Source organism: Pristimantibacillus sp. Z349TD_6 (assembly GCF_056173205.1).
Genome location: NZ_CM149662.1, coordinates 868,978 through 895,406 on the forward strand (window position 1 = coordinate 868,978; position 26,429 = coordinate 895,406).

Annotated in this window: 20 protein-coding genes; 9 read left to right on the plus strand and 11 right to left on the minus strand. The window is 43.7% G+C overall.

Going from position 1 to position 26,429, the window contains the following annotated elements:
* Window positions 1-18 precede the first annotated feature (18 nt).
* Window positions 19-816 (plus strand): glutamate racemase, encoded by a 798-nt coding sequence (gene murI / locus AC0VYE_RS03820; protein ID WP_076268780.1) that lies wholly within the window; start codon window positions 19-21, stop codon window positions 814-816.
* Window positions 817-874: 58 nt separating this feature from the next.
* On the opposite strand, the gene AC0VYE_RS03825 is transcribed toward murI, so the two are convergent.
* Window positions 875-1,645: an exodeoxyribonuclease III gene (locus AC0VYE_RS03825; protein WP_076268888.1), complete on the minus strand. Its 771-nt coding sequence runs from the start codon at window positions 1,643-1,645 to the stop codon at window positions 875-877.
* A gap of 244 nt (window positions 1,646-1,889) precedes the next feature.
* On the opposite strand from AC0VYE_RS03825, the gene AC0VYE_RS03830 reads away from it, so the two are divergent.
* The 4 genes from AC0VYE_RS03830 to AC0VYE_RS03845 all read left to right on the plus strand — a co-directional run bounded on the left by AC0VYE_RS03830 (window position 1,890) and on the right by AC0VYE_RS03845 (window position 5,118).
* Window positions 1,890-2,342 (plus strand): MarR family winged helix-turn-helix transcriptional regulator, encoded by a 453-nt coding sequence (locus AC0VYE_RS03830; RefSeq protein WP_076268781.1) that lies wholly within the window; start codon window positions 1,890-1,892, stop codon window positions 2,340-2,342.
* A 26-nt stretch (window positions 2,343-2,368) separates the two neighbouring features.
* A complete protein-coding gene (gene wrbA / locus AC0VYE_RS03835; RefSeq protein ID WP_475446158.1) occupies window positions 2,369-2,983 on the plus strand; it encodes an NAD(P)H:quinone oxidoreductase in 615 nt (204 codons plus the stop codon).
* Window positions 2,984-3,106: 123 nt separating this feature from the next.
* Complete coding sequence (locus tag AC0VYE_RS03840) at window positions 3,107-3,934, plus strand: AraC family transcriptional regulator (protein ID WP_083682118.1); 828 nt, start codon at window positions 3,107-3,109, stop codon at window positions 3,932-3,934.
* A 131-nt stretch (window positions 3,935-4,065) separates the two neighbouring features.
* Window positions 4,066-5,118, plus strand: coding sequence for a hypothetical protein (locus AC0VYE_RS03845; protein ID WP_475446160.1), 1,053 nt, complete (start codon window positions 4,066-4,068; stop codon window positions 5,116-5,118).
* 107 nt (window positions 5,119-5,225) lie between these two features.
* Here the strand turns inward: AC0VYE_RS03845 and AC0VYE_RS03850 are convergent, their stop codons facing one another.
* The 7 genes from AC0VYE_RS03850 to AC0VYE_RS03880 all read right to left on the minus strand — a co-directional run bounded on the left by AC0VYE_RS03850 (window position 5,226) and on the right by AC0VYE_RS03880 (window position 13,082).
* A complete protein-coding gene (locus AC0VYE_RS03850; RefSeq protein ID WP_475446162.1) occupies window positions 5,226-5,471 on the minus strand; it encodes a hypothetical protein in 246 nt (81 codons plus the stop codon).
* A gap of 20 nt (window positions 5,472-5,491) precedes the next feature.
* Window positions 5,492-6,901 (minus strand): HEAT repeat domain-containing protein, encoded by a 1,410-nt coding sequence (locus AC0VYE_RS03855; protein ID WP_475446164.1) that lies wholly within the window; start codon window positions 6,899-6,901, stop codon window positions 5,492-5,494.
* A 128-nt stretch (window positions 6,902-7,029) separates the two neighbouring features.
* On the minus strand, window positions 7,030-8,421 hold the full coding sequence (locus AC0VYE_RS03860; protein ID WP_475446166.1) for an aldehyde dehydrogenase: 1,392 nt from the start codon (window positions 8,419-8,421) through the stop codon (window positions 7,030-7,032).
* Between the two features lie 161 nt (window positions 8,422-8,582).
* The gene (locus tag AC0VYE_RS03865; RefSeq protein ID WP_076268786.1) at window positions 8,583-10,535 is read right to left on the minus strand and encodes an FtsX-like permease family protein; all 1,953 of its coding nucleotides are present in this window, start codon (window positions 10,533-10,535) and stop codon (window positions 8,583-8,585) included.
* On the minus strand, window positions 10,525-11,286 hold the full coding sequence (locus AC0VYE_RS03870) for an ABC transporter ATP-binding protein (protein ID WP_076268787.1): 762 nt from the start codon (window positions 11,284-11,286) through the stop codon (window positions 10,525-10,527). The genes AC0VYE_RS03865 and AC0VYE_RS03870 overlap by 11 nt, the downstream gene beginning before the upstream one ends.
* Before the next feature lie 103 nt (window positions 11,287-11,389).
* A complete protein-coding gene (locus AC0VYE_RS03875; RefSeq protein WP_475446168.1) occupies window positions 11,390-12,394 on the minus strand; it encodes an ATP-binding protein in 1,005 nt (334 codons plus the stop codon).
* On the minus strand, window positions 12,387-13,082 hold the full coding sequence (locus tag AC0VYE_RS03880) for a response regulator transcription factor (RefSeq protein ID WP_441959531.1): 696 nt from the start codon (window positions 13,080-13,082) through the stop codon (window positions 12,387-12,389). The genes AC0VYE_RS03875 and AC0VYE_RS03880 overlap by 8 nt, the downstream gene beginning before the upstream one ends.
* 462 nt (window positions 13,083-13,544) lie before the next feature.
* On the opposite strand from AC0VYE_RS03880, the gene AC0VYE_RS03885 reads away from it, so the two are divergent.
* From AC0VYE_RS03885 to AC0VYE_RS03895, 3 genes are all read left to right on the plus strand, one after another.
* Window positions 13,545-21,110 (plus strand): pullulanase, encoded by a 7,566-nt coding sequence (locus tag AC0VYE_RS03885; protein ID WP_475446170.1) that lies wholly within the window; start codon window positions 13,545-13,547, stop codon window positions 21,108-21,110.
* A gap of 239 nt (window positions 21,111-21,349) precedes the next feature.
* Entirely contained in the window at window positions 21,350-21,766 is a 417-nt protein-coding gene (locus AC0VYE_RS03890) for a MerR family transcriptional regulator (RefSeq protein ID WP_475446172.1), read from the plus strand.
* Window positions 21,766-22,302 (plus strand): hypothetical protein, encoded by a 537-nt coding sequence (locus tag AC0VYE_RS03895; RefSeq protein ID WP_076268792.1) that lies wholly within the window; start codon window positions 21,766-21,768, stop codon window positions 22,300-22,302. The genes AC0VYE_RS03890 and AC0VYE_RS03895 overlap by 1 nt, the downstream gene beginning before the upstream one ends.
* 28 nt (window positions 22,303-22,330) lie before the next feature.
* Here AC0VYE_RS03895 and AC0VYE_RS03900 read toward each other — a convergent pair whose 3' ends face one another.
* On the minus strand, window positions 22,331-22,654 hold the full coding sequence (locus tag AC0VYE_RS03900) for an AMP-binding enzyme (RefSeq protein WP_475449427.1): 324 nt from the start codon (window positions 22,652-22,654) through the stop codon (window positions 22,331-22,333).
* 9 nt (window positions 22,655-22,663) lie between these two features.
* Complete coding sequence (locus tag AC0VYE_RS03905; protein ID WP_475446174.1) at window positions 22,664-23,899, minus strand: class I adenylate-forming enzyme family protein; 1,236 nt, start codon at window positions 23,897-23,899, stop codon at window positions 22,664-22,666.
* A gap of 192 nt (window positions 23,900-24,091) precedes the next feature.
* On the opposite strand from AC0VYE_RS03905, the gene AC0VYE_RS03910 reads away from it, so the two are divergent.
* Window positions 24,092-25,741: an RNA polymerase sigma factor gene (locus AC0VYE_RS03910; protein WP_475446176.1), complete on the plus strand. Its 1,650-nt coding sequence runs from the start codon at window positions 24,092-24,094 to the stop codon at window positions 25,739-25,741.
* Between the two features lie 62 nt (window positions 25,742-25,803).
* Here the strand turns inward: AC0VYE_RS03910 and AC0VYE_RS03915 are convergent, their stop codons facing one another.
* On the minus strand, window positions 25,804-26,409 hold the full coding sequence (locus tag AC0VYE_RS03915) for a helix-turn-helix domain-containing protein (RefSeq protein WP_475446178.1): 606 nt from the start codon (window positions 26,407-26,409) through the stop codon (window positions 25,804-25,806).
* Between the last annotated feature and the right edge of the window lie 20 nt (window positions 26,410-26,429).

Below are 26,429 nucleotides of genomic sequence, written 5' to 3' on the forward strand. Positions count from 1 at the left end.
GTAAGGAATCGATGAGACATGCGAATTGGTTTTTTTGATTCAGGGCTTGGCGGGCTTACCGTATTAGCGGAGGCACTTCAAAGACTACCTGATAAGGATTTTCTTTATATGGCGGACACGCTCCACGTTCCCTATGGGACGAAGTCAGAGGAAGACGTGAAAGCGTACATTTTTGAAACGGTTGGTTTAATGATGGAAGAGGGCATAGATGCATTGGTCGTGGCTTGCAATACTGCGACTAGTATTGCAATTAACGAGTTAAGAGAGCGTTATTCCCTGCCCATTGTCGGCATGGAGCCTGCTGTTAAGCCAGCAGTAGAAATGAACCGAGCAACAGGCAAAAGGGTACTCGTCTTCGCAACGCAGTTAACGCTACAATTGCCAAAATATTACGCACTCGTGTCACGCGTGGATGAGATGGGAATCGTGGATTCACTGCCTCTGCCGGAGCTTGTGCGTTATTGTGAGGCGCTGCAATTTGATAAACAGATTATTAACGAATATTTCCGGGCAAAGCTCGCAAACTATGATTTAGACAATTACGGAATTATCGTACTTGGCTGTACACATTATCCTTTCTACAAGGATATATTGAGGGAGCTGCTTCCTGCTCATATCGAGATTGTGGATGGGAATGTGGGAACGGTGAAACGCCTATCCGCATTATTGAGCCGCTATGGTATTCCCGGAGGCGGAGGCAACGGAAACGTTCGCTTTATGTGCTCGGGCCAAGAGCCTGCTTACATGGACAAGATGCAAAAGGCACTTTCGATTTTACGTGAAAAAAATGTTTTAACTCAGTCACTTCAAAGCTAATTCGAAGCAAAAGGCGGGCAGCGCTCATCATGAGTGCTGCCCGCCTTTTTTATGACGATTATATGATTGCCGGCGGTTCTTCCAAAGTAAGCAAAACAGGACAATGATCGCTGCCCAAAATATGAGTGTCAATGGACGCATCGATGAGCAGTGGGCTCAGTCTTGAAGAGGCTAAGAAATAATCGATCCGCCATCCCACGTTCCGCTCGCGCACCTTCATCATGTACGACCACCAGCTGTACACATCCGTACGATCCGGGTAAAAATGTCTGAATGTATCGAGGAAGCCAGTTGCTAGCAGCTCCGTCATCTTGCCACGCTCCTCAAGCGTAAAGCCAGAGTTGCCTAGATTAGGCTTCGGATGCTTAAGATCAATTTCCTGATGGGCTACGTTCAAATCACCGCAAACAATGACAGGCTTTAAGGCATCAAGCTGCTGAAGGTAACCGCGGAAGCGATCTTCCCATTCCATTCGGTAATCCAATCGCGATAAGTCGCGCTTGGCGTTAGGCGTATATACCGTAACTAGATAGAATCCTTCAAACTCCAGCGTAATGACTCGGCCCTCTGGCTCCGAGTTTTCCTCAATACCATAGTGCACGGAGAGTGGCTTTAGCCTAGTGAAAACAGCCGTGCCAGAGTAACCTTTTTTAACTGCGTAATTCCAATATTGCGAGTACTCCTCACCAAGCTCCATACTGATTTGTCCATCTTGCAGCTTCGTTTCTTGCAGGCAAAAAATATCTGCATCCGTTTCCTTGAAATAATCGTTAAAGCCTTTCGTTACGCATGCCCGTAAACCATTTACGTTCCAAGATACTAGCTTAATCATGATCTATCTCCTTACGTTTTCTAGCATTACGTACTAGTTTATCATATTTTCTTCAAAGGACTGTTGGAAACATCATGCTCTATAGTTAAAAAAGGCTGTGCTAAGCGATTAGACACTTGCTAGACAACCACTTTGCGTGTGGTAAAAGTTGGTTGACATGTCTTTAGCCTAATGATAGGATAAAAGTATGCTAAAAATAGGAAATACGATTTTAAGATAAATGCAGCAAGGAGGCATGGGCATGAATCAACAAAGTGAACAGAGCCAGCTTGATCTTCGGTTATTTCGTATATGGTTCAAAGCGTCTAAGGCAGTTGGCGACAATGTCCGCAAGGATATTGAAAGCCATGGCATTAGTCAGGAACATTTTATGATATTGGAGCTTTTGTATAGCAAGGGCCCTCATCCGATACAGAAAATAAGTGAAAAGTTCTGCATTCCAAGCGGAAGCATTACCTATGTAGTTGATAAGCTTGAGAAAAAAGGATATGTAAGACGGGAACCAAGCGCTACCGACCGTAGAGGCTCAAATGTCATTCTTACCGAAGCGGGGCAAATATTGTTTGATGATATTTTTCCGAAGCATGCAGATGTCATTACACGCAATTTGAGCTCTGTAAGCAACGAGGATAAAGAGAAGCTTATTGAGCTATTAAAAACGATCGGCATTAATGCAGAACAACTGAGCGAATAACATAAACGTTTAAGGGGATGTATCAGATGACAACGATTAATCTTGCTATTATATATTACAGTGTAACGGGAACAAATTATCAAATGGCGCAGTGGGCTGTAGAGGGTGCGAAAGCAGCTGGAGCTGAGGTGAAAATATTGAAGACGCCTGAGCTTGCCTCAGAAGAAGCAATACAAGCGAACCCTATCTGGAGAACTCATGTTGCAGAAACGCAAGATATACCTGAGGTTACCTATAAGGATCTGGAATGGGCGGACGCGATTATATTTAGTATTCCATCCCGCTTTGGCGGTATGCCTGGTCCTGTTAAGCAGTTTCTTGATTCGACAGGCTCACTTTGGTTTAACGGCAAGCTAGTCAATAAAGTAGTCAGCGGAATGACTTCGGCGCAGAACGCGCATGGCGGTCAAGAGCAAACCATCCTTGGACTATACACTTCAATGTATCATTGGGGAGCGATAGTAGCTGCACCGGGTTATTCGAGTCCAGTTACCTTTGAAGCTGGCGGCAATCCATATGGGACAAGCGTGACGGTGCAAGGCGGGAAAATGGTTGAGGATGTAAAAGCAGCTGTGGAATATCAAGCTAAGCGTACAGTCAATGTTGCGCAGTGGGTCAAGCAAGGGCTCGCTCAAGCTTAAGCAGAAAATAAGAAGAGGCAGAGGGAGGGATACTGCCTCTTTTTTTTGTGCTATTATGGTATGGTAATCGTAGCGATCTTCGATGAACAATGGGTATGACAGCCTTGAAAGGCGGGAATAACGGTGAACGCAAGCAAAAGTACATTTTGGAAGTCCTATATGAGCGGTTTGAAATTGCATGTTGCCATAGCCGACTATACGAAGGTGCCGCTTTCGTGGAAGGACGATAATTATACGACGGATGTGAATAAGCTATATTATATCCAAGAGGGCGAAGGGTACATTAAGGCCGGGAATCAAATTTATTATCCAAAGCCCGGTGATCTGTGTCTGCTGCCCGCAGATGTCGTACAATCCTATGGAACGATTAATACGAATACTTACGGAAAATATTGGTGTCACTTTACTGCAAAAATAGATAATTTCAACCTGTTTCAACTGCTCGAAATGCCCGTCATGATATCGATATCCGATCACGAAGGCTTGAAGGGTAAATTTGAAAGGCTAGTGCACCATCATAAGAGTGAAGACTGGACATCCGAGCTGCAGCTGCAGTCGGCGTTTCTTGAGATTATGGCGATGATGCTGGAGCAGGCTGAGGATGTGACAATTAAGACACCGGCAACCAGCTCATTTGAGAAGCTGAATGTCGTGCTGACCTATATTGAAGAGCATTTATCGGAAAATATTACAGTAGATACTCTAGCTCAGCTTGTACATTTTCACCCTAATTATTTTATACGCATGTTCAAAAATACGACAGGACTCTCACCTATACAATATGTGAATCGCAAGCGTATGGACAAAGGACGGCAGCTGTTATCCTTTACTTCACTTAGCATCTCGGCAATTGCTGAATCTCTAGGAATGGATGCCACTTATTTCTCTCGTTTATTCAAAGAGTATATGGCTTTGTCACCGAGCGAATATAGGGAGCTTTCACTGAAATGATTAATTAATAAACCGTCGCTGTTTAAGGCGACGGCTTTTTTTATGAGTACAAACAAAATGTTTCCATTTTCTTCACATGAGGGAATTGAACAGCGTTATTTTTACCCCTATATTAGATAATGAAAAGGGAAATGGAAGGGAGTGTTTATGCCATTAACAAACTCTATAAAAAGAATATTAGTTTCTTTATTGCTTCAAGCTTCATTATCATTTTGCTCGATCTTCTATTTGCTAATTCTGTTCTAATTAAAGAGAATGATCAACTGCTGACCCTTGGCATTGCATTAGATTTTGTCGTGGTTGTCCCTTTATTGCTGTACTTTCTATGGTTTCGCGAACTAAAATTCAAAATCGCATCCATCATTCCATTTGCTCTTCTGGGTTATTTAGCATTAGCGTTATTTGTACCAAACACCGATCAAGAAACGATGAACGCTATAAAATATTTCCTTATCCCGCTGCCGCCATTTATTCTAGCTTTAAAAATCTATGATATTGCAGCTGCCTATAAGCGTTATAGAAAAGTTGATGATCACCCTATAGAAACACTTCGGAAAAGTCTAGAAGAGACCATTCGCCATCCCAAAATTACAGCTTTGCTCACGCATGAATTATCTATTTTTTATTACGCCTTGTTCGCATGGAGAGAAAAACCGTTCGTTCGAACGGGGGCTGCCTCGTTTAGCTATCATAAAAACTCTAACAAGCTGATAACCTTACTCGTATTTTCGAAAGTATTGATTATTGAAGGGGTATGCATGCATATTCTGCTTGCGCAATGGTCGCATACCGCTGCATGGTTACTCTCATTAGGAAATGTGTATATTATTTTGCTGCTAATTGCTGATTACCGAGCGATGTGCTTAAATCCTATTTTGGTATCGGATCAACAAGTAAGGTTTCAGTACGGCATTCAGTTGTATTCAGATATGAATATCAATAATATGGCATCTATTTCGGTCATTAAATTCGAGAAATTAGCTAAGGATAAAATGAAGAAAACGATGAAGATTCTGGATACAGAACCTAATGTGCATATGATATTAAAAGAAGAAATCACGGTTATTACGGCGTTCGGGATTCGAGAACAAGTTGACCAAATCTATTTATTTGTAGATAATCCTTATGAATTTCAAACGAAATGCCATCAGTTGATGGAGGTAAGCAAAAAGGACAGCGAATAGTTCGCTTGCGCTGTTACGCTTTGGGATTAGTATTTTCTCTAACGAACTGTATCATGCTTATTATGCAGAAAATGATCTTATTCAAACGCTAACGAACCTGATTGGCGTTATGTCATGCTCGATAGGGTGATATGAGCTGTTTTTCTCGAAATAGCGATGCTGGAGTTCGTTGCAATAATAATTGCTTGCAAATGGTCTAAATAAGAGCTGCTGAGTTCGTAGCAGCGTACGCCAAAAACAAAGGAGCTAAGCAGATTCAAATCGCTTAGCTCCTTTGCTATTCCGAACTTTTTCCCATGACTAGGATTGTTCTGCACAACTAATTCTTTTGGGACAATCTTTTTTTGCTGCAAGTATAAGAATTCCGATGGAATCAAGGATAAAAGCTGTTTGCAGGCGTAGTTGTCGAACACCAGCGGGAATTGAATAGTGATTTGATCAAAATATCCTTCGCTTCATCCGTGCCGATATAGCGCAGTGCTTCTAGAGCATGAGCTCTTACATAACGGTTCTCGTCATCGAGTACTGCCGCCAAAGCGGGAACGGCTGCAGCCGCTGCAGCACCCATGCGGGATAAGGACAGCCCAGCTGTGAATCGTACTTGAACATCCTCATCGGACAAGGCTGTAATAAGACCCTTCACTGCAATTTCTGAAGAATTAGACAAAATGCCAAGTGCTTCAACGACTGCAATTCTTACTGTCGCGTCGGAGTGGGACAGAAGTTCAACAAGCTTTGGAAGCGCGGATTCAGCGTAGCTGCGCAGCTCGCCAAGCGCAAAAATAGCATGTTGTACAGTTTCTGAGCGATCGCTGTCTAGTGCTTCAATTAATCCGCTTACTGCGTCTGAGCCTGCGATGGACAGTCCATAAGCAGATGTGCGTGATACGTCTAATCTCTCATGATGAAGACCAGCCAGCAGTACTTTCACGCCTGGAGCGCCATATTTAGCAAGCTCATAGGCTGCATTCAAGGCATTTGGTTCGAAGCTATCTTCCAAAGCCGCTGCCAGTGCGGCTAATTTCTCTTCGTTTGCTTCCGCAGTGTTTGCTAGACTGCCTAGCTTGCCTGACATCCAGTTCCATGTTTCTTCCCACATGTCTTCGTGGTTTGCGATTGGCAGGGCAAGGTCAGCTGGCTCTTTCCACTCCGAAATCAGATTATTCCATGAAGGCTTAGTTGGAACAGCTGTACGCATAAATTCAAATTTAAGCATGTAACGAGCATTGCCTAATACATTTGGTGTTGAACGGTGCCAGATATCATAGTGGATGAGTGCAAATGTACCTGCTTCACCGCTAGCGTAAGCTTCTCCTTGCACCTCGTCAGAGGCGAAGGTACGCGACTCGTAATTTTGTGTGCCAGGCACAACGCTAGTAGGCCCAAGCTCAATTGGTGTGTTTTGCGGGAAGTACATAATCATAGCCCACCATGGGTGGTGGTTGCGCATACGGGAGTAGCCCCAGTAGCTGTCCTTATGCCAACCGCCAGCAACCGGCTGTGCATTAAAGTGGCCATGGCGATGGGCATGCAGCATGTAGTTTGGACCCAGTACGCTTGTTAATGCGCCTGTAATAACGGGGCTGTCGAAAGCCTGTTGTATTTCCCTAATTCGCGGCAGCAGGTTGTTGCCGGGATTGCCTTCCTCGTCATAAACTTTTCCAAGTTCAGCTGTCATGGCTTGATGGAAGGATTCAGGGAAATCTGTTTTTAGAATAAGAAAACCTTCAGTAATAAACTTTTGCATTTGCTCGTCAGTGAGTAGAAGCGGTGATTGATTCATATAATGGATGACCTCCTAATGTTGTGGTGATAAACCGATTATATGAGAAGTCGAACCAATGCTACATACACGAAACTAAGTGAAGCTTGCATAAAACTAACTTCCTGTTTGTCAGCCAAAAAAGCTGCTCATTTGAGCAGCTTTTTAATATTTTTTAATTTTCCAGCATAAGGAGGGAAGACGAGCCCAAGCTCAAACTTAGTGCTTTTCTTCAAAATACTCTTCTGATGCGAGAACAGATCAAAGCTGTATTTGCCATGATAGGCTCCTACACCTGAGCTGCCAACACCGCCAAATGGCAAATAGGGATTAGAGACGTGCATAATCGTATCGTTAATACAGCCGCCGCCGAAAGAAACACGGCTCATAACCTCATCCTCCAGCGCTTTATTCTCAGTAAATAAGTAAAGGGAAAGCGGCTTTGGATGAGCGTTAATCATTCGAATGGCCTCATGCATATCTTGGTACTCCATAACAGGCAAAAGAGGGCCAAATAATTCTTCTGACATCGCTGCGCTATCCCATGAAACGCCATCCAGTATCGTCGGTTCGATAAAGAGGTCATCGCGGTCTGTGCCTCCTCCATAAACGATGCTGGCTTTGTCTTGCTCTAGAATGGAAGCAAGCCTGTCAAATTGGCGTTGATTAATGATTCGACCATAATCTTTGTTGCTTTGTATAGAAGATCCATAGAAGGATTGGATGACTTCCTTCATACTTGCGACTAGCTTTTCTTTAATATCCTGATGAGCCAGCACATAGTCGGGTGAAATACAGGTTTGGCCGGTATTCATTAATTTGCCCCAGATGATCCGCTTGGCAGCGATCTCGAGGTTAGCAGAAGAATCTACGATGACAGGGCTTTTCCCCCCGAGCTCAAGCGTGACAGGAACAAGGTTTTTGGCAGCCGCCTCCATAACAATTTTGCCGACAGCGATGCTGCCTGTGAAAAAAATATAATCAACCGGCGCGTGGATGAGCAATGAGGTCGTTTCCTTCTCACCCTCAATAACTCTTATGTAAGTAGGGTCAAAGGTTTCATTTATGATTTTACTTATTAAAGCTGAAACATGAGGCGAGCTTTCGGATGGTTTGAGAATGGCACAATTGCCCGCGGCAATGGCCCCGATAAGCGGCTCGATGACAAGCTGGAATGGATAGTTGAAGGGACCAATAATTAAAGCTGTGCCGTAGGGCTCCTTCATAATACGGCTGGATGATGGAAATAGATAAATCGGAGTTTTCACCTTCTGCGGCTTCATCCACTTTTTGAGATGTTTCATGACATGTCGAATGCTATTGGTTACGATTATAATTTCTGTCATATGGGTCTCTAGTTCGCTTTTGCGAAGGTCTTGATAAAGCGCCTCGACGATTTCCTGCTCATGACGCTTTATGGCTTGCAGCAATCGTTGCAATTGATTCAGCCTAAAGTGCAGCTCCTTGGTCTGGCCTTGTTCGAAAAATGTTTTTTGCTCTAGCACAATCTGTTCAATATCTGCTGCTGTTAATGAACTCATTTCCGCAACCCTCCTTACATATCCACATCTTAACAGGTAATGAATCGAACTTCCACTTGGATATTGAGTTAGCGATCTCGTTTTTTTGCATATTAACACACAAAGAAAAACAGGGTACCCGTCCTCTGAAAATCAAAGAGGGATATCCTGTTTAGATGGTATTAAAGTGCTTCTTTAATGATTTTTTTGTAATAAGAGACGGAAAGAATTCCGAATATGGAGTAAAGGATGGTATATAGCAGCATGACGATAATCATCGGAGTTAAAAGCTCTGTTCCAAAGAAAAACCATCCGGATTTGACTGCAAAATAGCTGTGAAGCAGCCCAACCACTAAGGGAATGCCAAAGTTGAACATTTGTTTTATTTTTATGCCCCTTAACAAATCAGCCCTTGTGAAGCCGAGCTTTCGAAGGATGGTATAGTTCGGCTTTTCCTCTTCGCTTTCTCCCATTTGCTTAAAATAGAGAATATTGCCGGATGTGATAAGAAAGGTTAGTCCAAGGAAAGCAACGATAAACATAATCAAGCCCATCGTTTGTTTTTGCTGGTTGCTTGTATTAAGCTGAGAATCATTTCTGTTGTGTTCAGAGAACTTCATCTCATTGAATAGCTGAGTCGCTTCTTTTAGATCAGAACGATCTTTCATATTAATTCCGATATGCAGGGTAGAGTGTTTCTGAATAGCCGGATCAAGATGATTATTTAAGCGCTCAAAAACAGAATCATCGACGATAACTACAGGCAATCCGCCGCTTTTAAACCACCATGAGACGATGGGCTGCTCCTTAAGTCCGATATATTGTTGTGGAATACTTTGAGTAGGATTCACTAATTGTACAGGCCCTGAGTCCTTCAAAGACATGAACTGTTTGAGCATGCTGCTGTAACCGGAGAGATAGATCTCGTCTTTAGACAGCTGAATGCCGTCAACAGATTTTTCGCTGACAACGGGCAAGGTCATCATATCCGAATTCCCAGCCACGCTTACCCCTTCCAGATTGTTATTCATAATACTCTTCACATTGACGTCTACCTGAATGACAGGAATGGTTTTTTCGGTATACGGCAGCTTGTTTTTGTTTAGAGCTTCTTTAAACTGCTCCGCGTCCTGAACGTTCATAAATGCAAAATGTTCGGGAACATTGTTTTTGGCCGTTTTTTCGGCAGAGTAATAAGAGATATAGCTTAAGGATAATAAGCCGATAGCAAGCGCCGACACGGTCGTAATGATCGTGAGCAGCAGCGCATTTGATTTCATCCGGAACATAATAGACGAGAGAGATAAGGTTTCATTTATGTTAAGGTAACCGTTTTTCTGCTTTCGGATCACGTTGAAAATAAAGCTGACCGATCCTTTATAAAAAAGGAAGGTTCCAAGGATGACGGAGCCGAGTATGCCGATCATGGCAGCAAAGAGCGCGGTCATCGTCACAAATTTACCGCCGAACAGTTCGGAAGAAATATAATAGCCAAGCGCTATCAAAAGCAATCCGGCAATGCCGATTAGCATTTCCAGAATAGACACTCTTCTTGCTTTGCCTTCTGTGACGGAATTCACTCTAAACAGCGATAATATCGTTTGTTTTTTTATAAATAAATAGTTCATCAACATAATCAGAAGATAAATAACTAAAAAAATAATGATGGTTTGCTTGAATGCTTGGGTGGAGAAATGCAGCTCAGCGGCCACCTCAACACCAATCGTTTTAAATAAAATCATAATAATTAATTTGGACACAGAGAAACCGACCAGAACCCCAAGCAGGATGGAGCCGAAATAAAGAAAAAAGTTTTCCAGCGTCAGAATGCGGAAAATTTTATTTTTGGTCATTCCGATAAGCTGAAATAAGCCGATTTCCTTGCTGCGCCTTTTAATAAAGATGGTATTGGCGTATAGCAGAAAAATAGAAACGATTCCAACAAGCAAATAAGAAGCAGTCTTAATGGCGGCAGCCCCTTTAACAGAACCCTTTGCCTCATCCATGGCCGGATCAAACTGCAGGGTGACAAAGGCGAAATAAAGAGCAGCGCTAAACACGAGAGCAAACACATAGAGATAATAATTTTTTAGATTCTTTTTTAGATTGCGGAAAATGAGTTGATTAATGCTCATGGTGCACCCCGCTTAGTACACTTTGTGTTGCCATAATATCGTTGAAGAAGTTTTGCCGCGTTTGTTCTCCCTTATAAAGCTGAGAATAGATTTGTCCATCCTTGATGAAGATGACTCTGCTGCAATAGCTGGCAGCTACCGGATCGTGAGTAACCATGGCGATTGTAGCTTGTCTTTTTTGATTTAAACCGCTCAACTTGTTCAGTAAATCAGAGGCGGATTTGGAATCAAGGGCACCTGTCGGTTCGTCAGCGAAAATAATGCTTGGTTCATGGATAAAGGCTCTTGCAGCGGATGTACGTTGCTTTTGACCGCCAGATATTTCATTCGGATACTTATTGCGGAGCTCATAAATGCCAAGCTCGGTCGCTACCGCCTGAAACTTACGCTCAGCTTCTTTTTTTGGCGTCTTCGTAATCGACAGCGGCAATAAAATATTTTCTTTGACCGTTAGCGTGTCTAATAAATTGTATTCCTGAAAAATAAAGCCTAAACGATTTTTACGAAATTCAGCCAATTGTTTTTCTTTTAACCCAGAAATAACTTTCCCTTCGATTTTAATCGAGCCGCTGCTAATGTGGTCAATCGATGAAAGCACGTTAAGCAAGGTCGTTTTTCCTGAGCCGGATGCGCCCATGATGCTGACGAATTCCCCTTTTTCAATGCTAATATCGAGCCCGCATAATACTTCCTGCTTATTGAATTTGTTTCCGTATATTTTATGAATTTTGGTTGCTTCCAGAATGAACATGTGATTAACACTCTCCCTAGGTCTATTACTTTTATTGTAAAACGAATGTCCGATTTGTTCCTTCGAATGACCGAACAAATAATAGAAGCATGTGACAAAGTTGTCACATGCTTGTGATACGAACGAATTCATTTCGCTGCGGGAAAGTTAAGGTGAACGCTGTTCCTGATCCGAGCTCGGATTTGACATGGACACGGATCAACAGCGATTGAGCTGCTTTTTGAGCTAAATACAATCCCATGCCTGTTGCGGCGCTGTCTTGGTGCATTGTCGTCGATGTAAAGCCTTTATCAAAAATGCGAGGCAGATCCTTCGGGTCGATGCCGCGTCCATTATCAATGATTTCAAGGATAGTCTGCTGATTCCGCTGATAGCTCTTGATCACGATATCGGAAGGAGGGCTATATTTTACAGCGTTGGTTAAAATCTGTCTGATGATAAAGGAAAGCCATTTCGCATCGCTCAGCGCTTTCGGTTCATCCAATTGAATATCAAAGCCGATCCCCTTCTGGATACACCATGATTGCAGCGTCTTGATTTCATCGAAGATGATCGTTTCCAAATCGGTGTTTTCGATATAGATATCATTTTCAATAAACGGTATGCGTCTCTGATGGAGCTGCTGGTCGAGCAGGAGGTGAATCCGCAGCCACTCATACGTCAAATGCGTTTTCATTCCTTCATCCTGTATACGGTCTATCATGAGACGCATCGCGGTTAGCGGCGTTTTTACCTCGTGTATCCAAGATAACAGCTCATCCTTCTCATGCTCCAAAATCATCCGATTGTTCATTGCAGCGTGCTTCAGCAGTTCCGCTTGATTCGTCATGCTTTTTTCGATTACTTTCTCAAACGGGCTCTCCGGCTCAGCCATGCTCGTAGTATCCAGGCTGATGTCTCGTTCCTCTAAGCTTCTGATGAACCTTGTTTCTTTATGATACCGGATGACGAAATGGATGATAAAAATAATCGAAGATAAATAAAAGAGGTAGATCATCGATTGCAGGGGAATCGTTGAATCTACATAAGCACAAACAAGAATCAGCAGCTGCAAAATAATAAACAACAGAATCCAGCTGCGCCTCTCCACTATATATTTTCTAATCATAATCATGCGCCTCTTCAACAGCCATATAGCCTTGTCCAACCTTCGTTTCAACAAATCGGCCCAGTTCAATTTCATCGAGCCTTTTGCGCAGCCGGTTCACATTCACAGTAAGCGTGTTGTCACTGACAAACCGTTTATCATCCCATAAGCTATTAATCAATTCTTCCCGGCTAACAATCTTATTTTTACGGTCAATGAGCATTTTTAAAATAAAGATCTCATTTTTGGTAAGCTCAATGGAGCCTTTATGATTGGAGACCAGATTTTTCTCATAATCAACCGTTGCGTCGCACCAGGTTTTAAGCTCGATATGTTCGGTATTGTAATTGTATACCCGCCGAAGAATAGCTTGTATTTTGACGATGAGCACATCGAAGTGAAAGGGCTTTTGTATATAATCATCCGCTCCAAGCTGCATAGACATGACGATGTCCGTCGGGTGGTCTCGCGAGGATAGGAAGATGATCGGGACGCTCGAGTGGGAACGTATCATTCTGCACCAATGAAATCCATCGAATTTTGGAAGCTGAATATCGATGATCACGAGGTCCGGCTTAACCAAGGTAAATTGCTGAATCACTTTCTCAAAATCCGAAATGCCATGTACTTCATATGACCACTGGGATAATCGGTCTTTTATCTCGTTAAATAACGTTGTATCATCTTCAATTAACAATAGTTTAAACATAGGGTCACCGCTTTTTTAAAAGTTTATTACTATGAATTGTATAGGAAAATCCCTATGTATGCCATAAATGGCACGGAACAAAGTGCTGAATAGAGAGAGGGGATGAGAAAAGAAGGTTGTGCAACATTTTGTGCAAACGTTGTCATTTCGGGAGAAAAAGGTGGATTTACGTGTCGAAATAGGTAAAAGGTGAGAAAAACAATTGACAGCGCTTTATTTTGAGTATTAATATGGGAATCAGCAAACGCTTTCATTGCGCTTTTATGACTGGAATAGCTGTTGTAGAAGATGCGGTTAAAAAGTTTGCATTAATTATGTTATTTGTGCAAACGCTTGCATAAAATCTATAGCTGTTTAGACAGAAGTCAGGGGGTGTTGTGTTAACGAACTTTGGTGTAGACGGAACGGTGCGAGTTGAAGATTGAAAGGTGCAATGATCATAATTTGAGGAGGTTCATCCAAATGGGCTTTGCTTTAAAACGAAAGAAAATGATGTCTATCATGCTTATTGCAGCTATGATCTGGTCGCTAGTGGGCGCAATACCGCTACATACGAACGCCGCGGCGCCAACTCAAGTTGTTCTTGTCGGCGACTTGCAGAAGGGGCTCGGTAACAGCGAGAATTGGGACCCCAAAGCCGAGGTAACCAAGATGAGCGAGAGCGGCAGCGGTTATTATACGTTTAAGGCTACGCTGCCAGCAGGCACATATGAATATAAAGTAGCTCTAAATGGAGGCTGGTTGGAAAGCTATGGCTTTGGCAATTACACGAATCCAAGCGGTGTGGATAGCGGCGGCAATATTAAGCTGACACTCTCCGAAGAGAAAGAAGTGACTTTTTATTATAACCACGATACACATAAAATTGCGGATTCTACCTATTACACCCAGGTAGCCAGCGACAAGCTGCCTCGGATTGTTGGGGCACTGCAGGTTCCGCTAGGGGAACCAAGTAACTGGGCACCAGAATCGGCGCTATCTATTTTGACTGATACCGATCTGGATGGCGTCTACACGATAACGAAAGATGTACCCAAAGGGGATTACAAATTCAAAATCGTGCTTGGATCGACTTGGGATGACCAGACGTATCCAAAGGATGATCAATTGCTTAGTCTTCCTGCTGATCTTCCAGTAACGTTTAAATATAATGCGAATACAGAAGAAGTATCAGCAGATTTCAAAGCACCTGTTGAACCAAGTCCGAGTCCAGATCCGGTTGACCCGAACCTCGATCCGATTCCGGCTAACCATTTGCGCATTCATTACAATCGGGCAGACGCTCTTTATGAGAATCAAGGGATATGGACATGGGAGCAGGTTGCCGCTCCTTCAACGGGCTGGCCGGATGGCGCAACAGCTTTTCCAGCAGATAAGAGAGACAGCTATGGTGCCTATGTTGATATTCCGCTAGCTGCGAATGCCAAAAAAGTGGGCTTCCTTATCGTTAATCGATTAGATGGAGTTAAGGATGGCGGCGATAAAACGGTATCCATAAGCTCCCCTGCAGTAAATGAAATTTGGATTAAGGAGAACGCCAATAAAGTATCTTATTTCGAGCCGGTAGAGCTCCCAGCTAATACCGTTCGTATTCACTATGTGAGAGACGACAAAAAACAGAGTGCTTACGGTTTATGGCTGTGGGATCAGGTGGCGACTCCTTCAAAAGACTGGCCAACGGGCGCATCCGCTTTTACAGAGGAACAGGTCGACCGTTATGGCAGTTATGTCGATGTTCCGCTTCAAGAGAACGCGCAAAAAATTAGTTTTATTGTCGTTAATCGCACCTTGGGCGATGCGGATAAGGACGGTGGCAATCGCTCCTTCAGTCTTGTAGATCGTTACAATCAGCTCTGGATCAAGAAGGGAGATAATAATGTATACGTGTCCCCTTACTGGGAACTGCCTACAGCCCTTGAGTCCGCAGAGATCTTATCCGAAAGTAAGCTCCTTCTCGGATTCACGATGACCGACGGTCTCTCAGCAGAGGAATTGAAAAATGCGATCACTATTACGGATAAGAACGGTACAGCTGTATCGATTAATCAAGTGGTGTTGAACGCTGATAAAAAAACAGCAATGGTCTCGGCAAACATTCAGCTGGATCAAACGCCGCTGAACGTAACTTACCAAGGGAAAACCGTATCCGCGACTTCAGGCTGGAGAATGCTTGATGAGCTTTACAACTACGAAGGTAATGATCTTGGGGCGAGCTATCATTCTGGCAGCGTGGTTCTGAAGCTATGGGCGCCAAAAGCAAGCTCAGTCGTAGCAAATGTCTATGATAAAGCCGATTCCACTAAGCTAGTTGGCAGTGCCAGTTTGACGAAAGGCGACAAAGGCGTTTGGACGGCAGCTATCGCGCCAACTGATCTTACAGGTCAAGGCATAACCGATCTCAAGGGGTATTTTTATCAATATGAAGTGACGAATGATGGGGTTACGAAACAAGTACTCGACCCGTACGCGAAATCGATGGCGGAGTTTAGAGTGAATACGAAAGGTGAAACCGGTCCAGATGGCGATGCAGTTGGCAAAGCGGCAATCGTTGATCTAGGTGCAACTAATCCTGCCGCAGACTATGATTTTGCCAAAATTGACGGCTATGAGAAACGAGAGGACGCGATTATTTGGGAGGCGCATATTAGAGACTTTACGTCCGATCCATCCGTAGCTGATGATCTTAATGCGAGATGGGGCTCTTATAACGCGTTCAAGGATAAGCTGTCTTATATTAAATCATTAGGCGTTACGCATATTCAGCTGCTTCCAGTTATGGCTTGGTATTATGGCGACGAAGCTCAGATGGGAACAAGAGAACTGGAATACTCTGCACAAAACAACGAATACAACTGGGGGTATGATCCGCATAGCTACTTCTCGCCGGATGGCGCTTATTCGGAGGATGCGGCAGATCCCGAGCTGAGAGTAAAGGAATTAAAAGGACTCATTGATGCGATTCATGATGAAGGTATGGGAGTCGTTCTTGATGTCGTCTACACCCATATGGCCAAAGCAAGCTTCTTAAACGATATCGTACCTAATTATTACGCATTCCAAGATGCAAATGGCAACAATATCGGCGGATTCGGCAACAACCTTGCTACCTCTCACAAAATGGCGGAGAAGCTAATGGTTGATTCGGTTAAGTACTGGTTTGATGAATACAAAATCGACGGCATGCGCTGGGATATGATGGGCGACGCTACGTATGATTCCGTACAGAATGCTTACGATGCAGCAGCGAGTATTAATCCGAATGCCTTGTTTATCGGTGAAGGCTGGGTAACGTTCGGGGGCGATGCTTCTGATCCTGCTTTAAAGGGCAAAGGCGCAGACCAAAAATGGATGGATAAAACAGACAGCGTAGGCGTTTTCTCCGATGAGATTCGTAATGAATTAAAATCCGGTTTCGGCTCGGAGGGCGAACCAAGATTTATAACAGGTGGAGCAAGAAGCGTGGCTACGATCCTGAATAATATCAAGGGGCAGCCAAGCAACACGCCTGCTGATGACCCGGGTGACATGGTGCAGTATATTGAAGCTCATGACAACTTGCCGCTGTATGATGTTATTGCCCAGTCGATTAAGAAAGATCCGGCTATAGCGGCTAATGATCTGGAAATTCATAAACGGATACGTCTTGGCAATTTGCTCATTCTAACCTCTCAAGGTACGGCTTTCCTTCATGCTGGTCAAGAATATGGCAGAACGAAGCAGTGGCTTGGGGCAGGAGTGCCGGAGCAGAAATACCACGAGCTGAAAGATGCGGCTGGAACCTCATTTGGTTATTTCATTCATGATTCCTATGATTCCTCCGATGCAATCAATAAATTTGACTGGCAGAAGGCGACGAATGCTGAGCAATATCCAGTCAATCATGTAACGAAGGAGTACACAGCAGGATTAATTGAACTTCGGAAACATACGGATGCCTTCCGTTTAGGCGAAAAGGACCTCGTTGATTCCAATGTCACGCTCATTCCTGCGAAGGAAATGAAAGATAACGATCTCGTGATCGGCTACAAAAATAAAGCAACTGACGGCACCGGCAATTATTATGTATTTATGAATGCTGATCGTACAGCAAGAACGCTTACGTTATCAGAGGATTTAACGGCAGGCACAGTGCTTGTAGATAATGATGAGGCGGGGATTTCGGCGGTTTCTGCGCCATCCGGCTTTGAGCTGACGGCGAGCTCGATTACGCTTGAGCCGTTGACCGCAGTCATTATTAAGATGGAAGCGGCAGCGCCTGTGCTAAATGCGCTTGAGCTGGATAGCGCTAACTATCCTTTGCAGGTTGGAACGACCCATCAAACGGTAGTTTACGCGAAATACAGCGACGGCAGCAAAAGAAAAGTAACGAGCGGTGTTGCTTATTCTTCGGATAAGCCTGAAATTGCTTCTGTAACAGCAGGAGGTCTTGTTAAAGCAAACAGCTTAGGAAATGCAACAATCACAGCTACGTACAACGGAATATCCGTGAGCGCTGTAGTTGCTGTAAAAACGGAATCAACCAAACGGTATGTCCAAATCAACTACATTCGTCCGGATAAAAACTATCAGGACTGGAATATGTGGATATGGAACACCGGTGTAAAAAATGATCAAATCAACTTTGATAAAATCGAAAATGGCATTGCAACAGTCATGCTTGAAATTTCGCAGGATGCGACCAATGTGGGTTTCGTGCTTCGTAAAGGAACAGACTGGGACACTGCGAAGCAGGATATTCCAGACGATCGCGTGATTCCGATCTCGCCAGGGGCTGCTTTTACGAAAGTAAATATAACGAGTATGGTAAACCAGCTGGATATTTTGCCAACTATTACCGGACCAGTTTTAAAAGATGGCGGCATTACCTTCCTGTACCGGGATGATGCTTTATTTGAAAAAGGACGCTCAAGCGATTTGACCGGGGTTAAGGTAAAGGTGAATGGTGCAGAGCATGAAATGGTTTATGATGCTGCGAAGGAGTGGTTTACTTATTCACTTGCAAATGTAGAAGGCGGCACATACGAATATACCTTCCTTGTGAAGAAGAAAGACGAAGTAACTGTTGAAATAACCGATCCCAAAAATACGACCAATGGCAAATCAGTCATTACGTATCGGAAGCCGGTCGTAACGATGACGACATCGGTTCATCCAGCTGCAATTTCGTATAATGAAAGCGCGGTGCTCAAATTACAGGCATCAGCATCAGAAGAAGTCACATTTTCTGAAGGGTATATGGATTTAACGGCAGTAGGTGGATTAGCTAAAGTGCCTTTCGACACCAAGCTGTTTGCACAAACGATTGCCGTGAAAGATACGGTTACAGCGGGAGTAAAAGAAATACCCGTTACACTCATTGATGAGTACGGCAACAAGCACACGCATACAGCCACAATAACGGTAAAAGCAAGAACCTTTGCTGGCAATCTCGACTTTGATTGGGATGAGGCACGTATCTATTTCGCGCTAACTGATCGGTTTGCGGATGGGGATTCGAGCAATAATGCAGATGTAGATAAAGATCACCTTGAAGCTTATCACGGCGGCGATTTCCAAGGCATGATCGACAAGCTGGATTATTTGCAGGAGCTGGGCATTAATACGCTGTGGATCACTCCGATTGTCGATAATATCGATTTCAACAAAGGCGTAGATTTTAACACCAAGCAGTACGGCTATCATGGCTACTGGGCAAAAGATTTCACGAAGCTAGATGAGCATCTTGGTGATATGGATACGTTTAAGGAACTAATTAACAAAGCTCACGACAAGGGCATCAAGATTATGGTCGACGTGGTGCTTAACCATACCGGCTACGGCTTAAAAGCTGAGGATAACCGTCCAGGCATTACGCCGGAGGACAAAGCTCGCTTTGAAGGGATGCTCAGAACAAATGGCGTTCAAGCCAGCACCAATCCAATTGAAGGAGAACTGGATGGTTTGCCGGACTTCAAGACAGAGGACCCTGCCGTCCGTGAGAAAATGATCGAATGGCAAGCAGGCTGGCTGGAGCGCGCTAGAACGGATCGCGGCGACACGATTGATTTCTTCCGCGTGGATACAGTGAAGCATGTAGAGAGTACAACGTGGAAAGCGTTCAAAAATGCTTTGACGACTATCGATCCAAGCTTCAAGCTGATCGGTGAAAATTTTGGCGCTTCAATCGACGGTGACGGCGGCATGCTGCGCAGCGGCCAAATGGACAGCTTGCTCGATTTTAGCTTTAATGACAGAGCCAAAGATTTTACAGATGGGAAGATTGATGCTGTCGATGCATATCTGGCAGACCGGGAAACGAAGCTGGACAACACAGCAATGATGGGGCAGTTCCTAAGCAGCCACGATGAGGATGGTTTCCTGTCTGAGTTTGTGAAAGGAGACAAAGGCAAGCTGAAAATCGCAGCAGCTCTTCAAATCACGGCGAAAGGCCAGCCCGTCATTTATTATGGAGAGGAGCTTGGCCGCTCAGGTCCTAATGCTCGCGACATGAGCGCAGGATTGTTTAGCGAAAATCGTTCAGATATGCCATGGGATCAGTTGACGGCAGAACAAGCGCTGCATGATCATTACGAGAAGCTGCTCAATATTCGGGCGAAGTTCTCGAAGGTTTATTCCAAAGGCTTGCGCACCAAGCTTGCTGGATCGGATACACTAGCCTATTTAGCATTTAATAAACAATTTAACGGCGTAAATATTGTAACGATCATTAACACAGCCGTGGAGAGCAAGCAGGTTACGCTGGAAGTTCCTTTCGCAGCTGGAGCTAAGGCAAAGGATGAGTACAGTGGAACACTTTACACGGTGAAGGATAATGGACAGGTGACGGTTGAAGTGCCGGGCAGAAACGAAGGCGGAACGGTTATTTTGAGTGAGGTTGTGAATAATGTTCCAACCCCTACGACGCCGAGTACACCTCAGCCAGCAGACGTCCAAGTGATTGATAATGACACCTTGCGCAGCGGCAAGGATGGTAAAGTATCGGTGCAAATAACCGATGGAAAACATTCGGTACAATTGCCGCTTGATGCAGCAGCAGTGCTGGCAGGCAATAGCTTGGAGCTGAAGGCAGCTGGCATTACAATGACGCTGTCAAATGAACTATTGGCTTCTATTAAAGGACTTGTGTCTGTGAGTGAAGCGGATGGGGCTCGTATCATATTTGAGGCAAAACCGTTGAAGACAGCAGATGCGGACGCTTTGGTTGGTCGAACCCCGGATGATCAAGCTAAGCTGAAAGCGGGATCTCTGGTTTATGATTTCAACTTAAGCATCGTAACGAAGGCTGGAAAAGTGATTCCGATTACGAAGTTTGCGAAGCCGATCCTACTCAGCTTCCAGCTCAACCCGAACGCAAACCAAGACATCATTGGTATCTATTATGTGAGTGATGCTGGCAAGCTGGAATACATCGGTGGCACGCTTAAGGGCGAGATGATTACGGCGGAGGTATTCCATTTCAGCAAATATGCGGTTCTTGAGTATGATAAATCATTTACGGATGTGCCAGCGAGTCACTGGGCTAACGCAGCGATTAAATCACTGGCTGCGAAGCACATTGTTTCGGGCATTAATGAGAAGCAATTTGCACCGCAAGCTAACGTAACGAGAGCAGAATTTGCAGCTATGCTTATCCGTGCTCTTGGAGTGAAAGTAGAAGGCACGGCAAGCTATAGCGATGTAGAAGCGGGCAAATGGTATTCCGCTTATGTGGCGACAGCGAGCAAGCTGGGCATTATAAAAGGCCGCAGTACTTCGGCGTTTGCGCCAAATGAAACGATAAGCCGCGAGGAAATGGCTGTCATGATCATGCGAGCGTATGAGGTTAGAAAGGGAGCGGCTGCAGCTTCGGCGGCAGAGGAAACAACATTCACAGACCGCAGCCAAATTAGCAAATGGGCGGAAGCATCGGTTGCGGCGGCTGCTAAGCTAGGGCTGATTCAAGGCAGAGCAAACGAAACATTTGTGCCTAAGGGGAAAATGACACGTGCAGAAAGTGCACAGGTCATCTATAAGCTTTTAGGGAAATGAGCATTTCTTCAATATAAGGGTTAGAAAGTTGGCAAATCATTATGTCTAACATGATGCAGTTGCTGAAACAGACAAAAGCCGGGTTTCTCCTTCTGGAGACCCGGCTTTTTTTGGCGTTGTTGTATTGCCGAGTTGAGCAATCAATATCTTTACATCACGACTTGTATTACAGTATACTGTAACTAATACAGCGAACTGTAAGTGGTTTGGTTGTCGATAATGAAAAAAGAGGTGAGACGATGGACACATTCACAGCGAAACAAGTTGCGGAAATTCTCCAGCAGGAAGATCCTGAGATGAATTTGAGAACCGTTAGGTATTATACCCAGATCGGGATCGTTCCCCCGTTAGAGCTTGTGGGGAACAAAAGAGTTTATACGAGCAACCATGTTAGTTACTTTCGTGCGATTCTCACGTTAATCCATAGCGGAGAAACGCTGGCTGCTATCCAAGAAAAGCTGAAGGAGCTATCTATAGATGAGATTACAAAAATAGGCGAGAATCTTCAGCTGTATCGCTCCAAAAAAATGCTAACCAACGATACCCATGTCATTAATGAAGACGTCATTCTTTCGATAAGTCCACGTATATCGGCGGAACTCCGAGTGAAAATGGTAGAGACGATCTCTCAAATGCTGAAGGGAGAAGTGAAGTGATGATCAAAACAAGATTCACAAAATCCGTTATGGAAAATGAAGAAGGCATGAACCATCTATGGCTTCAGCTTTCTCCAATTAGTAATACGGATGATGTTCGTGTGCAGCTTACGCTGCCAAGCGGCATTCATCGGCTGCACAATTTGAGTGGATATGAGGAGACGGATATTCAGGAGATCGTCGTATCCAATCCGATGATAATAAATAACATGTTCGTTGAACTATTTACGACAAGCCCAGTAACATGCGGAGAGAAGACTATCATTGTTGCTATCACCTATAGAGAAAAAGAAAAGCCTATTCGAATTGAACATGAAGTGCCATTAAGGATCGTATCTGAGGATGAAATGGACGGCTTGGTCGTTGATGAAGAAGCCGCAGCGTTTATGAAAGAACATCTGGCTCTGAAAAAATCTAATGAACAATCGGAATATGAATTTATTGATCATTCCCAAACAAAAATCATTAGGATCGAATCGAGTGAATATGCGGATTGGGAGAAAAAATACCGAATTGAAGGGCTTTCACCACGTTAAGCATCCAAAATAATTAATGAGATAAGCATTAATTGATCATACGTGTTCTGCCGAGCCAATACGGTTTCTTCAGCTCCGCCTTGTTCAGCTTCCCGACAGAGGTTCTTGGGAGAGAAGCAACGATTTCCAATCGCGTTGGAATTTTAAATGGAGCAATCTGCTCATGGCAAAATATTTTTAGATCAGTTAAAGTCAGCTCTGCATCGCCCTTAAGGGACACCACCGCAGTTACTTCTTCGCCATCCACTAATAAGGGCGTTCCAACTACAGCAACCTCACGAATTGACGGATGCTTGCTAAGTGCCTCCTCTACTTCTGAGCAGTAAACATTTGCACCGTCAATAATAATAATATCTTTCTTTCAATCCATGAGATACAAATAACCGTCCTCATCAAACCTGCCTAAGTCACCCGTATAGAGCCACCCGTCCTGCAGGGCATGGTTTGTTTCCACTGGATTATTCCAGTAGCCAAGCATGATTTGCTCTCCTTTGCATATAATTTCGCCAGTTTCTCCTTGTTTAACATCTTGGCCATGCTCGTTAATAATACGAATTTGAAATGCTTGTTGCCCCCAATATGGCATGTTGGCTGGATTGCCAACGGATACTAATCGATTTAGCTTTCCTTCATGGAAACATTGGTTTATGTTTAAAAAACTAATAAATTGTCCGCTTTCTGTTTGGGAATAGACTTCGGTAATTTGTGCATTCGGAAAAATAGTTAACGCTTGATGAAATACATTTTCGCTGATGGGAGCGCCGCCGCAAGAGATGCCTTCGACGGATTGCAGGCTGCGGGATTTGATATTTTCCATAAGGACAATATCTCGAAATAATAGCCCTACAGTACCCAAAAACCTAATTTGCTCTCGTTCTATGATATCTACGATTTCTTCAGCTCGAACGGGATACTCATTCGGATAAATAAGGCAGCCGCCTTCAAATAAGGTCGTCCACAAAACAAACTGGCCGGTTAAATGGGCTTGATTCATCACGATCGATTTTTTAGAGGTGTTATGCCCGCCGCCCCTCTCAAGGTTCATAAAGGACCAATTGCGAATATGGCGATGAGAATGCATGACGCCCTTGGATCGTCCTGTCGTACCGCCTGTATAAATAATAAGCGCCACGTCATCTGGTGCAGCTTCATGCCAATCCACGAGAGCGGGACAATGAACCATAAAAGATTGCAATGATAGGGGGGACTGATCTAAGGTGCATGAAATGAAATACGCAATTGGCAGTGAAGATAAGGATTCTAATAGCTGAGATTGTTCGGAGCTGTAGACGAGTGCAATGGGAGCGGCATCTTGTACAATGTTTTTGATTTCATTTGCGGCTAACCCGGGAAAAATCGTTAAAGGAATGGCGCCAATGGCAACCGCAGCAAGTTCGGCAATAGCGAGGTACGGTGATGGGGAACTAATTAGTGCAATTCGGTCACCTGGCTTGATTGCAAGATCATGAAATCCTTGAGCGACACGGTTAACCTTATTAAATAACTGATCATAAGTAAGGGTTCCATTCTTATCCCTCATTGCATTTTTTGTTGGGTGCATCTGAGCAGTCTTCGGCAATATTTTGGAAAGCAGCATATGATAACCTCCCTAATTAAAATAAGAGCAATAAAACCTATGAATTTACTGTACTATTCAACCGTAACAGGAAGAAGCTGGGGCAGCAAATTGATTTTCCTTATGGAAAAATAATGTTTTTTTTATAAAATGGCCAACCGATTGATTCGTGCAGCTACTTATATACCATACGACTGCCAAAGGAGGTGCCGCATGACAGCAAATAACCTGATCGATGAATCGCTTCTGCAAAGCTATTCGAGAAAGATATTCGGCTTTGCTCTCTCGAAAACGGGACATGAACAAAATGCAAAGGATTTGTCCCAAGAAATATGGTTAGGGCTCTATCGCTCGCTTCACACAGGCAAGCAGGTGGACAACATGGACGCATGGGTTCACACGATCTGCTGCTACACATGGAGCAATTATTTGGCGAAGGAAAAACGGCATTGGAACCATGCAAATATCGATTATATGTCTTTCCTAGAGAACGGAAACAGAGAGCTTTTTGCGGCGGATATGGAAGAGCTGCTGGAAAATATGCGGCTTGAAATCGCTTATTTGTCTCGTCTCCATCGTGACATTACGATTCAATATTATTATGAGAGGCAGAGTGTCGAGCAGATCGCGAAGCATTTGCAGATTGCGGCAGGGACGGTGAAGTGGCATCTCTTTGAAGTGCGTAAAAAGCTGAAGGAGGCAATAAAAATGGAGCAAGCTGCTGATCGATTAAGCTATAAACCGGTGAGGATGATGGTTGGCCACTGTGGAACACCAGGTCCAAATAATGAGCCCAATTGTTATTTCAACGCCATGCTAACATCGAATATCTGTGTTTCAATTTATGAAAAACCTTTGACCATTGAAGAGATCGCGCGCAAAGTTGGGGCTGCCAGTGCCTATGTCGAAGATGAGCTTCAGAAGCTGGAGAAATCGGATTTAGTGCGGCAAGTAGGCAAAGGGAAGTACCAGACGAACTTTATTATTGAGACGATGAGAAGCTTGTCTGCGGAAACAAGTTATTTTAAATCGAAAGCCGAAGAGCTGGCGGAAGAAATTTACGCATGTGTAGCGGGAAAACTGGAAGAAATACGCACTTTAAATTTTCATGGGACGCATTTGAACGAAACATTCCTTCTTTGGGCTTTAATCCCTTATGCTATTTGGACGCAGTATTATCAAGTGAAAGATGAAGCCTATTATGTGCAATATCAGCCGGATGAAAGAAAAGATGGCGGGAAATATATTGTGACTGCTTCTATTCATTATAGCGATGAGGAGTATCGGCGCAGTTTGCCTAACTATGAGATTATACGCAAATATGCAACGAACGGCATTAAAACGCGCAACAGCCATTACCATGGCGGGCTTCAGATGGAATCATGGTGGTCGGGTATGACGTGGAGAGACTTTAACGCGCCTGATCTGGATGACTTATCAAGGGTCGTAGAGCTTATAGAATGCGGAGCTTTACACTCGGAATATGATCGGATCTTAATTAGCAGACTCGTCGAAAAGGGTTTTGTATCCATGGAGAGCGGCAAGCTTGAATGTTTGGTTCCATACTTTAATGCCTCCCAGCATGAAGCGCTGAATCGTATATTGGATCAAGCATTTCATGAGAACAACTTCAAAAAGAAAGTAGATCAAATCTATGAGGATATGATATCCGTATGCAGAAAGGATGCGCCATCATTTATATCGGATAAAGAGATTGTGTACAAAGCAATGAATGATGGGATGACGCTTGTTTTTGCGGTAATGGAATATTTGGAGCGTAAACATATTTTGGCAGTGCCTGCCGATACCGAGAAAAAACGACTTACTACAATGATTTGGCAATTTCCTTCCAGCAACCAGTAGTTGAGTAAAACAAAAGAGGCTGTTCCAAAAGTAGAGTATTCTACTTTTGGAACAGCCTTTTGTTAAGACGGATAATAAATGACCATACTGATTCTCACAATACAATCACCTGAATTGTGATAGACATGGGGCGTATCTGCTGTAAAACGTATGGAATCGCCCGTTTTCACTGTATATTCTTCATTATTTACACGAACGGTAAGCTCGCCATTAAACACGGTTAAAAACTCCTGTGTACCTTCTCTATGTGATTCAGAACTCAAATAAGCGCCTATTTCCATATCAACGGAATACATTTCAAATCGTCTGCCTTCTTCAAAGGGAAAAAATGGATAAAGTAGAAATCTACCGTTATCTTCTGTTAGTGTTTGTATTTCATTTTTGCGAACGATGACTGTATCGGATTGCGGCTCGTTAATGAGGGAAGTGAATGAAACTTTTAAACCATTAGCTATTTTCCAAACGGTTCCAATAGTAGGGTTGGATTCGCCGCGTTCGATTTGTCCTAACATCGTTTTGCTGACCCCTGTCATTTCTGCTACCTTATCAAGACTAAGCTTTTGTAGCTCCCGCAGGTGTTTTAGGTTATTGGCAAGTACATAATTGATGTCTTCCAAAATAATTAGCCTCCTCGATTGTGCGATATAGCGTCCATAATGTATAATCATAACGTACATGCGTTAAAGAG